Source organism: Gaiella sp., assembly GCF_039915195.1.
GTDB lineage: Bacteria > Actinomycetota > Thermoleophilia > Gaiellales > Gaiellaceae > Gaiella.
In genome coordinates this window covers 1-10,744 of record NZ_JBDSNT010000046.1, presented here as the reverse complement: position 1 = coordinate 10,744, position 10,744 = coordinate 1, and the positions used below count along the sequence as shown (strand labels likewise).

Here is a 10,744-nt window from a genome sequence, read left to right as displayed (position 1 = left end):
ACGATCCTCAGGCGGCGCTCGATGCGCCGCGATGGCGGGTCGAGGACGACGGAAGCGTCGCACTCGAGCCGGGGCTCAGCGATCTCGCCGACGACCTCCGCGCGCGTGGTCACGAGGTCTCGATCGCCGATGTGCAGCACGGATTCGGGGTGGGGCAGATCATTCTGCGTCACGAAGAGGCATTGATCGGCGGCTCGGATGGCCGTGGAGACGGCTATGCCGCCGGGATCTAGACCGAGAGGGGACGAGATGACGATCTACTTCGACGATATCGAGGCGGGCCGAGAAGTGGTCACCGCGCGGCGAACCGTCACCGAGGCCGACATCCTGTGGTTCTGCGGGATCTCGGGCGATTTCAATCCCCTTCACACCGACATCGAGTTCATCCGCGAGCACACGCCCTTCCGCGAGCGGATCGCGCACGGGCACCTCGTCCTCTCGATCACCGGGGGACTCCGCAGCGAGCTCGACAACTGGAGGATCGTGGCCTACCTCGACTGCCAGAGGCGGTTCCTCGCGCCGGTGTATGCGGGTGACACGATCCACGGTGCGTACGCCGTGACCGATGTCCGCCCGTCACGGTCGCGGCCGGGAACGGGTGTTGTGGCCTGCGACGTCAGGACGGTGAATCAGGCGGGAGATATCGTCCATCAGGGCACCGACGTGCTGCTCGTCGGGGGGCGGCCCGATGGCGGCGAGAGCAATCAAGGTGGCTCCAGGCCCTGAGCCCGGGACGGTGACCGTCGACGTGCATGGGATCCCGAGCGAGGGCGAGATCCGGAGAGAGGGAAGCGCGAGCTTCCCGAGCCGGTGAATGCCGACAGAGCGTTCCTCGCGCGACTCGAGGCCAACTCTCTCCTTGTCCGCGACTGGCTCGGGCGCATCGACTCGCCTCTTGCCCTCGGCGCCGACGTATGAGTGCACCGGCGCGGGTTGTATGGTGACAACTGCCGTGACGATCCGCGTCCTCATCGTCGATGATCACGCTCTTGTGCGGACCGGTCTCCGGCTCCTCCTAGACCGCGAGGACGACATCGAGGTCGTCGCCGAGGCCGGCGATGGTGACGAGGGCGTCCGCGCGGCGCGACTCGAAAAGCCCGACGTCGTTCTGCTCGACGTCGTCATGCCTGGCAGAACGGGGATCGACGCATGCCAGGAGGTGGTCTCGGCGTCGAAGGGGAGGGTCCTGATGCTCTCGATGCAGGACGATCCGTCCTACGTGCGTGAAGCGTTCGCAGCCGGCGCGAGTGGGTACATGCTCAAGGAGGCTGCCGACACCGAACTCGTGCAGGCGGTTCGCGAGGTCGCGCGCGGCGGGCGCTACGTGCATCCAACGCTCGGTGCCCGTCTCGCTCAGGCCGAGGTGGAGGCGGCGCGGCGGGCTGCCACGGATCCGCTCTCGGAACGTGAGCGCGAGGTGCTTCGCCTGCTCGCGCTCGGCAACACGAACCAGGAGATCGCTGCGCAGCTCTTCATCTCGGTGCGCACCGCCGAGACGCACCGCGCCCACATCATGCAGAAGCTCGGCCTGGGTACCCGGGCCGAGCTCGTGCGCTACGCCCTCGTCAACGGACTGCTGGACGAGGTCTAGGTATCTCGGCCTCGGAGGCCGACGCCGCGCAGCGGCGCCGGCCCGGGCGGGGTGATCAGTGAGAGGCCTTTCCCGGAGGGTTGCCGACCTTGAGGATTCCTACCTGGCCCATGTCGACGCTCGCGAACGCGTGGCTGACGATCGGGTACAACCCTTCCTCGTTGATCTGTACATCGAAGACGGCGCCGCCGCCGGCCGGCACGTTGACGGTCTGGACGCCGCTCTCCACGTGCTCTGGGTTCATGTCGCCGTTCGGGTAGACGGTGTCGAAGATCGTGCCGACGACGTGGAACGCGGTCGTCAGGCTCGGCCCTGCGTCGACGACGTAGAACCGCACCGTGTCGCCAGGGTCGGCGGTGAGCGGGTGGGTGACGTACTGGCCCGCGTACCCGTTGAACGTCGTCCAGTCGGGCATCACTGCGCGCGCCTTCGCCGTGTCGTACTGCGCCGGCTCGGTGAGCCCGTCGTTCGACAGGTACCACTCGCTCGCCACGAGCACGTATGAGCGATCCGCCTTCGGCAATGGCTTCGCCGGGTCGACGATGATCGCGCCGTACATGCCGTTCGCGATGTGCGCCAGAACGGGCTTCGTGCCGCAGTGGTACATGTAGACCCCGGGGTCGTTGGCCTTGAACTTGAACGTGAAGGACTCGCCGGGAGCTACATCCACGAAGGCCAGGTTCGGTGCGATGCGAGCGGCATGGAAGTCGATCGAGTGAGGGATCGCGCCCTTGTTCGTGAGCGTCATCTCGACGGTCTGCCCCTCGCGTGCATGTACGACCGGGCCGGGTGCGCCACCTTCGAAGCCCCAGGCGCTGTACTTCACGCCCGGCGCGATCTCGATCGTCACGTCCTTGAGAACCATGTGCACCTTGAGCACATCGCCCGGTGTGGTTGGCGGGAGCGCTGCGGGGAACGGCTTGTGGGCCAGCGCGAGATCCTTCGCGTTCGCCGGCGCTGCGCCAGCGAAGCTCACGCCCTTCATCGACACCGAGTCGGAGCTCCCGCTCGCGCTAGTACCTGACGCACTTGCAGCTGCCGCGTTGTCGTCGAGCGCACGGTTGGAAGCCACGAGTGTCGCCGCGAAGATCAGGACGGCAGATCCGAGAATCGCGCCGCCTAAGAGAATGAGCTTCATCGGTCGTCTCCTTCGTACTCGCTGGTCATTTTCACAATGAGCATGAGACAAATTGGGAGGCGTGGCATCGTGGCCGGCCCGCAGGTTTCGTAGGGGAATCCGCTGATGCGGGCCTCCATACGATCGAGAAATGATTCGGCAATGGCTGGAAGATTGGCTCGTCACCGAGCACTTGCCGACCCGACAAGGGAGCGCATCCTCGACCTCCTGCGCGCGGCCGATGGGCCGCTGTCGGTTGCCGAACTCGCTCCTTCGCTCGGCCTGCATGCGAACACGGTGCGCTCCCACCTTCAGGTGCTCGAGGAGGCTGACTTCGTCGTCTCGGCTGCGGATCACACGGGCTGGCGCGGACGGCCACCGATCCGGTTCAGCGCCGTCCCCCCGGAGCCAGAGCAAGAGCACGCGCTCCTCGCTGCCTCGCTTGCCTCGGCGCTCGAGCTGCTGCCGGATGGTGTCGCGATCGCGCAGGAGGCGGGTCGAAGCTGGGGGAGAGTGATGGTCGAGCGGCTCGAGCCGGGCCGCGATTCAGACGACGAGATCTGTATCGAGCGGGTTGCCACCCTGTTGCGTCGTCGCGGATTCGCGCCCGAGGCGACCGAGAACGGGCTCGTGATGAACCGCTGCCCGTTTCGCGATCTCGCCGAGCGCTATCCGAGGGTCGTCTGCTCGTTCCATGCAGGACTGATCGACGGGGCACTCGTGGAGCTCGGCTCGGGTGTGGCCCTCGAAACCCTCGAGGCCTGGGTCACGCCGTCAACGTGCGTTGCCCGCTTCAGCTAGACGTCGACCGTGGCGTGAGCCTGGGAACGTTCTTCGCGGGGCCAGTGTGGATCGCGTACGACGAGCACGGGGCATGGCGCATGGCGCACGACGGCCTGTGAGACGCTACCGAGCAGAAGCGCGGCGACCGTGCCGTGTCCCCGCGTGCCGACCGCGACGAGCCGCGCGTCGATCTCGGTCGCGTAGGCGCAGATCGACTCGGCAGGGTCGCCGGTCGCGAGGAACGTGATGATCGGTACGCCGGCCTCCACGGCCTGTTCGACGGCGACGCCCAATGTCACCTCGGCGTGTGTCCGCTCCGCATCGAGGATGTCCGCGAGCACCGCCGTCGAGGGATAGGCGAGCCCGAAGTCGCCCTGGAGCGCCCGCCACACGGTGATCACGGCAAGGCCGCTTCCCGTCGCGAGAGACAGCGCAAGCGCTTCCTCGAGCGCTGCTTGCGCTGCCGGGGAACCGTCCGTGGCCACGAGTATTTCGCGCATTGATTGCATGGTGTTCGCCCCGGGTGCCACGGTGCATCGGGGCGGCTGCTCACTCTGTTGCGGATAAGCCGCAACAGGCACGGGGCCAACAACCGATGCCTGCGATCCTCTGGATCGGAAACAATGCCCTTCGTGAGCCACACGGCGGTCATCATCACCGTTGCCTACTCGATTGCCGTCATCCTCGGATCCGCGATCTCGTTCGCGATCTTCCGCTCGACCTCTCGCCCGCTCGAGGAGGATCGCTCGGGGGTCTGGTCGCGGCGCGAGACGACCTGGCTCGTGATCATGATCCTCACGCTGTTCGCGCTCCTCCTGGGCACGATCTTCTACGTGCCCTACGGCGAGACTGCCGGCCCGCGCGGCCAGGTCGTTCGCGTCGTTGGTGTTCAGTACGCGTGGGCGATCGACGCGCCCCAGCCGATCGTCACGGGCCGGCCCGTGGCCTTCCTCGCCCGCTCGCGCGACGTCGCTCACGGTTTCGGTGTCTACAACCCGTCGGGCACCCTGATCTTCCAGGCGCAGGTCGTCGCTGACCACGAGCAGAAGATCGTCCACACGTTCGCCGAACCCGGAACCTACACGGTTCATTGCCTCGAGTTCTGCGGCGTAGGACATCACGTGATGAGCACGACGTTCGAGGTGAAGGCTCCGTGATCGACGAGCGCGCGCGCGCGATCGCTCGTCGACTGACGGTGAGCTACATCGTCTGGTCGACGATCATCCTTGCGGCATCGGGTCTTCTCGGAGTCATCCTCCGGTGGAGTCAGTCCGTCCCGCAAGCACGTGTCGGAGACAACCTCTGGTACGCGATGATGACGGCCCACGGTCTCGGTGCTTTTGTCGGGTGGGCCGGGTTCGCCGTGATGGGCCTCGCGTGGTGGGTACTCGCTGGCGTCGGCTTCCCGGTGCGGGGCTTCGGACTCGTGATGGCGAAGCTGACGTGGTGGCTGATGGTGCTCGGTGTTCTGGGCGTGATCATCACCACGATCTTCATGGGCTTCGCGGCGTCATGGGTCTTCCTCTACCCGTTGCCGTTCTACGGATCGGGCAACTGGGGCAACTGGGCGACCGGGCTGTTCTCGTTCTCCGTTCTGCTCGTCGGCCTCTCGATCGTCGCGTGGTGCCTCGGGATTCTGCACACGGTGATGAATCGCGAGGCACTGCAGAGTGTCTCGAGCTCGATCGGCAGGCGATTCGGCCTTGCGTTCGGCTGGGGCTTCCTGATGCCGCGGACGTTCGCGGCGAAGAAGTCGGTTCCGTACCCCGTGATCCCGCTCGCGGTGATCGGGCTGGACATGATCATCGCAACGCTCCCGCTGGCAGGCCTGCTGCTCTGGCAGATCTTCCAGTCGATGGGCGTCGTCGGTGGCGCCAACGACCTCCTCGCGAAGAACATCCTCTGGTGGTTCGGCCATCCCGTCGTCTACCTCCTCCTCTTCCCCGCTGTCGCCGTCTACTACTGGTTGATCCCGAGGTACGCAGGACGCAACCTCGTCGCCGGGCATGTGATCGCCGTTGCGTGGACCGTCGCCGTGATCGCGAACGTCTTCGTCTGGGCACACCACCTCTATCTCGACTACCCGAGCGGAACGGCGCAGGCGCAGATCAATACCGCCATGCAGCCGATCACGTTCGCGCTCGTGCTTCCGTCGGCGCTGTCGCTCTACAGCCTCGGCTTCACGATCTACCGGTCGCGATTCCGCTGGACACCCGCTTCGACGGCGCTGTTCTTCGGCCTCGTCGGGTGGCTGCTCGCGGGCCTGTCGGGAATTGTCAACGCCACGATTGCGCTCGACGTGGCCGTTCACAACACGCTCTGGATCGTCGGGCACTTCCACCACATGGCGATGCTCAACATCGGGCTCCTGATCTTCGGTGCCGTCTACGCATTGCTGCCGGAGCTCTCCGGCAAGGCGCTCTATAGCGAGCGCCTGGCGTGGATCCACGTGTGGATCACGTTCGTCGTCGGGATGATCTTCTTCGGCCTCTGGCTCGTCCAGGGCCTCGACGGGGCGCCTCGTCGCTGGGCCGTCCTCCCGTCGGACTACGACACACTCACGCGGATCTCGCTGCCCTTCGTCTTCATCCTGGCTGCGGCGCAGGCGCTGTTCTTCTGGAACGTCCTGCAGACCCTGCGCGGGAAGGGCGGGATCGCGACGTTCGACGAGCGCGGCATCCCCGAGCCGTCGAAAGTGCGCAGGGAGTCGTCGGTCCACACGATCGAGGCGGCCGTGATGATCGTCGCTCTGGCGCTCGCGTTCGTCTTTGCCGTCGGCGGGTATCTCGTCGGTCGCGACTTCGCGTCGAACGAGGGCGACACACCGGCTACGACAGCCGTCGCTACGGGTGGCGGCGAGGGCACGGTCACGGGCGATGCCGCTGCCGGGGCGGAGGTGTTCGCAAGCTCGTCGTGCGGGAACTGTCATACGTTGGCGGCGGCCGAGGCGACCGGCACTATCGGGCCGTCACTCGACGAGAAGAAGCCGGCCGAGGCTCTCGTGATCGACCGCGTGACCAACGGCTTGAACGGAATGCCCGCTTACCCGCAACTCGACGAGCAGCAGATCGCCGACGTAGCCGCGTACGTGCGAGAGTCGACGAAGTAGAGGCGCGTCCGCCGGCCTTACGCGCGGAGAGCGCGGAGCGCGTTCAGGATGACCGCCACGTCGATGACTTCCTGGAAGAGCGCGCCCCACACGGGCGGGAGGTAGCCGAAGGCCGCGAAGAGCATCGCCGCGACCGAGAGGCCGAGGCCGTATCCGACGCTCTGGCGTGCGATGTGGAGTGAGCGCTGGCCGATACCGATCGACAGCGCGACTCTGTTGGCGTTGTCGACTGTGATCACGACGTCCGCCGTCTCGGACGAGATCGTCGCGCCCTTGCCCGCGATGGCAATCCCGACGTCGGCGAGCGCGAGAGCCGGAGCGTCGTTGATCCCGTCGCCGACCATCACGACGTTACGCATCTCCTCACGGTCGCGCGTCGCGCGAACGACATCGAGCTTCCCCTCGGGCGTCTGCTCGGAGTAGACGTGCTCGATGCCCGCTGTTCGTGCGACCTCCTCGGCGATCTCGGCCCGATCACCCGTCACGAGCGCCACGGTGGTCACCCCGAGGCTCTGGAGCTCGCGTGCGAGCGTGTGGGCACCGGGCCGGAGCCGATCGCCCATCACGATCACTGCAGCGAGCGCGCCGTCGACCCCAACGAGGATCTTGGCCCGGCCGGCACCCTCGCCGGTGTCATGCTCCCTGGCCCTCTCGCGGACACCGATGTAGCCGTTGCTCTCGAGCCAGCCGCTGGAACCAACGGCGACGGTCGAGCCGTCGATCGTGCCGACGATACCTCGTCCCGCGTCTTCGCTGACGCCGGTCGGAATGGACAGAGCGAGCTCTCGCGCCGCTGCGGCCGATACGAGGCTCTCGGCGAGGACGTGGGTCGACATCTGGTCGATCGATGCCGCGAGTCGGAGAACGTGATCAGCGGAGAGCTTGCCGTAGACGATGATCTCCTCGAGCTTCGGCTCGCCGAGGGTAAGCGTGCCCGTCTTGTCGAGGAGGACTGTTCTCGCCGTGCCCAGCCGCTCGAGCACGCCGCCTCCCTTGACGATGATTCCGGCCCGTGCCGCCCGTGAGAGACCTGCGACGAACGCGATCGGGGCCGCCAGGATCAGCGGGCACGGCGTCGCGACCACCATGACCGCCAGGCCTCGCGTCGGATCGCCCGAGGCAAGCCAGGCGAGGCCCGCGACGGCGAGTGAGAACGGCAAGAAGTAGGCCGCGTAGCGGTCGGCGAGACGGGTGAACTGCGCCCGATCCACCTCTGCGCTTCGGACGAGCCGGACGATCGCGGCGTAGGCACTCTGCGCAGCCGGAGCGGTGATGCGAAGGTCGAAGGTGTCGCCCGCGTTTGCCGTGCCCGAGCGGGCCTGGCCGTGGCTCGTGATCGTAACCGGAAGAGCCTCACCGGTCAGGGCAGACTCGTCGAGCACTGCTTCCCTGCTTGTCACGGTGCCGTCGGCAGGCACGATCTCACCGGCGCGGACAGAGACGAGGTCTCCGACCAGGAGGTCCTCGACCTGTACTTCCTCGAGGGACTCGCCAACGTAGCGGTGCGCGATGCGTGGCGCTCGTTCGACGAGGAGTCGAAGCTCGCGGCGCGCGCGGCCGTCCGCCCAGGCCTCGAGCGCCGCACCGCCGGACATCATCAACGCGACGATCGCGCCAGCGAGGAACTCTCCGAGCGCGAGTGCCCAGACGATCGCGACGAGAGCAATCGCGTCGACCCCGACGTCGCCGCGAAGAAGCGCACGCGCTGTCGAGATCACGAGCGGCACCAGCACGGCGACGGCACCCACCGCCCAGGCGATGTCGGCCGAGTTCTCGTGGCCGCTCAGCCAGAGCGCACCACCGGCCACGATCGAGCCGAGAGCAACGACGGGCAGCCCTCGATCGCGAAGCATTGCTACGTTCTGCGCGAGGAGTCCCTCATGGCGCGAATCGTACGGGAGAACTAGCGCCTACCGTGACCCGCGTCCTCGGGCGGCTCGCCGAGGAGCTGGAGCAGCATCCCTGCATCGAGGTCGCCCTGGAGCGGATGGCGAAGCGGCACTTCCGGGTGGATCGCGTAGTGGTTTCGCCTCCCGACCCTCGTTCGATCGACGTAGCCCGCTTCGACGAGGTCGTTGACGATCGCCTGGACAGCGCGCTCCGTGATGCCGACGCCCGCAGCGATGTCGCGGAGTCGTACATCCGGATCGCGCGCGATGCAGAGGAAGACCTGCGCGTGGTGCGAGAGGAACGTCCAGGTTGTCACTGTGGTGCTCCGGCGGGCTTCTCGTGCTGAGCGCCGCGTGTGGTGAAGAACGAGATCCCGATCGCGCCCGCGAGGACGAGGACGATCACGAGAAGTGAGAGCCACGTCGGAATCTTCCAGACGTCGGTGAGGAGCATCTTCGCCCCGACCCAGATCAGCACGATCGCGAGGCCATGCGTGAGGTACGCAAACCGGTCCATCATCCCTGCCAGGAGGAAATAGAGGGACCGCAGGCCGAGGAGGGCGAAGGCGTTGGCCGCGAAGACGATGAACGCGTCCTCGGTGATCGCGAAGATCGCGGGGATGGAGTCGATCGCGAAGATGAGATCGGTGGTCGCGAGGACGACGACGACAGCCGCGGTGACCGTCGTTCCAGGCCAGATGCGCTTCATCCCGCGTAGGACGATGTTGCGTTCGGGATGAACCTGCTCGCTCGAGTGGCGTGCGAGTTTGATCCCGGTCGCGACGAGGAGCAGTCCGAAGAGGTAGATCGTGAAGTGGAATGCGTCGAGGAGCGCTGCCCCTGCGACGATGAAGACGGCTCGCATGACAAGGGCCATGACGATGCCGATCGACAGGAGCCGTCCCTGCTTGTTCACGGGTATCGCGAATGACGCGAAGATCAGGGCGAAGACGAAGATGTTGTCGATCGAGAGACTGCGTTCGATCAGGTACCCGGCCAGATACTCCTCGGCCGCATCGCGTCCCTGCCACGCACCCATCACGAACGTGAACGACATCCCGAGCGCGAGCCAGAAGATGCTCCAGATGACAGTGCTGCGGAAGGTGATCCCTCTTCGGCCGAAGAGGAAGAAGTCGATGGCAAGGAAGCCCACGACCCCGAGGGCGAGTGCACCCCAGATGTAGATCTCCGAACTCATGCAAGAGAAAGATTACCGGAAAAATTCTTCTGGTGTATGAGATTACACCTGCGGTTACATCCGGGGAGGAATGGTTCGTCGGTGCTCGTCGGACTAGCCTCCAGCGTCATGATCACTCAAGCGTTCCACCAAGAGTCCGACCTCACCTCCCGGCAGCGCGAAGTCGTCGCATTGATTGCCGCCGGTTGTTCCAACAACGAGGTCGGCGAGCGGCTGGGCATCTCCCCCAGGACGGCGAAGGCACATTCGGACACGTTGCGCTCGAAGCTGGGCGTGAGCCGCCGCAGGCAGATCCCCGTCGCGTTCCGCGTACTCACCGGAGAGGATCCCCTCTCGGCAAGCCTCGGCGTGCTCCATCGGCGACCGGGGGTCTGACGGCAGGGCGCCCGCGGCTTGCTCCCCCTCCCACCGCGGGCGCCCCCACCCCTTTCCTGATGAGCGATCCTGTTGTAGCCTGTTCGGTCAACTCGATGGCCGGTTTTCCAAACCCACCTTTCCACAGGCGTCGTCTTCTCGAGCGGCCGCGACTGATCCGGGCGCTCGATCGCTCTCGGGCCCGCGTGCGGATGCTTGTCGCCGGACCAGGCTTCGGGAAGACGATCCTGACCGAGCAGTGGGCGGCGGGGGAACGTCGGGTGGCCTGGGTGAGGGCCCATCGGCCCTCGGCCGATGTCGCGGTGCTCGCTCGTGAGATGGCCGCGGCGGGCGCGGAGATCATTCCGGGGGCCGATCGCAGGCTGTGTGAACGGCTGAATGCGACATCCGATCCGACGGCGGAGCTCCAGGTCCTCATCGATCTGCTCTCCGAGGACCTCGCGGACTGGCCCGACGACGCCTGGATCGTGATCGATGACTACCAGCACATCGGCGAGTCCGCTACGGCCGAGGCGTTCGTCGAGGGGCTCGTTCAGCAGTCGCCGCTGCAGGTCATGATCTCGACCAGGGATCGCCCGACCTGGGTCTCGACCCGCAGCATCCTGTACGGCGAGGTGCTCGAGATCGGTCAGACGATGCTCGCGATGACCGAGGACGAAGTCACGGAGATGCTCGCCGGAGT

At 66.3% G+C, this 10,744-nt stretch carries 13 protein-coding genes; 8 read left to right on the top strand and 5 right to left on the bottom strand.

Translation table 11 applies throughout. The annotated features are described in order from the left end of the window. The 3 genes from ABIR74_RS04455 to ABIR74_RS04445 all read left to right on the top strand — a co-directional run. On the top strand, positions 1-233 hold a 233-nt coding region (locus tag ABIR74_RS04455), incomplete at its 5' end, for a gamma-glutamyltransferase (RefSeq protein ID WP_348175416.1). A 16-nt stretch (positions 234-249) separates the two neighbouring features. Further along, complete coding sequence (locus ABIR74_RS04450) at positions 250-726, top strand: MaoC/PaaZ C-terminal domain-containing protein (protein ID WP_348175415.1); 477 nt, start codon at positions 250-252, stop codon at positions 724-726. A 226-nt stretch (positions 727-952) separates the two neighbouring features. Continuing rightward, positions 953-1,591: a response regulator transcription factor gene (locus tag ABIR74_RS04445; protein WP_348175414.1), complete on the top strand. Its 639-nt coding sequence runs from the start codon at positions 953-955 to the stop codon at positions 1,589-1,591. Between the two features lie 55 nt (positions 1,592-1,646). Here ABIR74_RS04445 and ABIR74_RS04440 read toward each other — a convergent pair whose 3' ends face one another. Beyond that, positions 1,647-2,729 carry a multicopper oxidase domain-containing protein gene (locus tag ABIR74_RS04440; protein ID WP_348175413.1) on the bottom strand — a complete coding sequence of 361 codons (1,083 nt, stop codon included), beginning with the start codon at positions 2,727-2,729 and terminating at the stop codon, positions 1,647-1,649. Between the two features lie 141 nt (positions 2,730-2,870). Between ABIR74_RS04440 and ABIR74_RS04435 the strand changes: the two genes are divergently transcribed. Next, positions 2,871-3,509, top strand: a complete 639-nt coding sequence (locus ABIR74_RS04435) for a helix-turn-helix domain-containing protein (protein WP_348175412.1) — start codon at positions 2,871-2,873, stop codon at positions 3,507-3,509. Here ABIR74_RS04435 and ABIR74_RS04430 read toward each other — a convergent pair. After that, the gene (locus ABIR74_RS04430) at positions 3,506-3,991 is read right to left on the bottom strand and encodes a universal stress protein (RefSeq protein ID WP_348175411.1); all 486 of its coding nucleotides are present in this window, start codon (positions 3,989-3,991) and stop codon (positions 3,506-3,508) included. The two genes, ABIR74_RS04435 and ABIR74_RS04430, sit on opposite strands and share 4 nt — an antisense overlap. Before the next feature lie 132 nt (positions 3,992-4,123). Between ABIR74_RS04430 and ABIR74_RS04425 the strand changes: the two genes are divergently transcribed. Further along, a complete protein-coding gene (locus tag ABIR74_RS04425; RefSeq protein WP_348175410.1) occupies positions 4,124-4,648 on the top strand; it encodes a hypothetical protein in 525 nt (174 codons plus the stop codon). Further along, complete coding sequence (locus ABIR74_RS04420) at positions 4,645-6,600, top strand: cbb3-type cytochrome c oxidase subunit I (protein WP_348175409.1); 1,956 nt, start codon at positions 4,645-4,647, stop codon at positions 6,598-6,600. Before ABIR74_RS04425 ends, ABIR74_RS04420 begins: the two co-directional genes overlap by 4 nt. A 17-nt stretch (positions 6,601-6,617) precedes the next feature. Here ABIR74_RS04420 and ABIR74_RS04415 read toward each other — a convergent pair whose 3' ends face one another. From ABIR74_RS04415 to ABIR74_RS04405, 3 genes are read right to left on the bottom strand one after another with little or no spacing between them, the layout of a single operon-like run. Further along, positions 6,618-8,453, bottom strand: a complete 1,836-nt coding sequence (locus ABIR74_RS04415) for a heavy metal translocating P-type ATPase (protein ID WP_348175408.1) — start codon at positions 8,451-8,453, stop codon at positions 6,618-6,620. 50 nt (positions 8,454-8,503) lie between these two features. Further along, entirely contained in the window at positions 8,504-8,806 is a 303-nt protein-coding gene (locus ABIR74_RS04410) for a winged helix-turn-helix domain-containing protein (RefSeq protein WP_348175407.1), read from the bottom strand. Continuing rightward, the gene (locus ABIR74_RS04405) at positions 8,803-9,687 is read right to left on the bottom strand and encodes a hypothetical protein (protein ID WP_348175406.1); all 885 of its coding nucleotides are present in this window, start codon (positions 9,685-9,687) and stop codon (positions 8,803-8,805) included. The genes ABIR74_RS04410 and ABIR74_RS04405 overlap by 4 nt, the downstream gene beginning before the upstream one ends. Before the next feature lie 108 nt (positions 9,688-9,795). Between ABIR74_RS04405 and ABIR74_RS04400 the strand changes: the two genes are divergently transcribed. Together ABIR74_RS04400 and ABIR74_RS04395 are read left to right on the top strand one after the other, a co-directional pair. Continuing rightward, positions 9,796-10,062 carry a helix-turn-helix transcriptional regulator gene (locus tag ABIR74_RS04400; protein ID WP_348175405.1) on the top strand — a complete coding sequence of 89 codons (267 nt, stop codon included), beginning with the start codon at positions 9,796-9,798 and terminating at the stop codon, positions 10,060-10,062. Between the two features lie 59 nt (positions 10,063-10,121). Beyond that, a partial coding sequence (locus ABIR74_RS04395) for a hypothetical protein (protein ID WP_348175404.1) occupies positions 10,122-10,744 on the top strand: 623 nt, incomplete at its 3' end.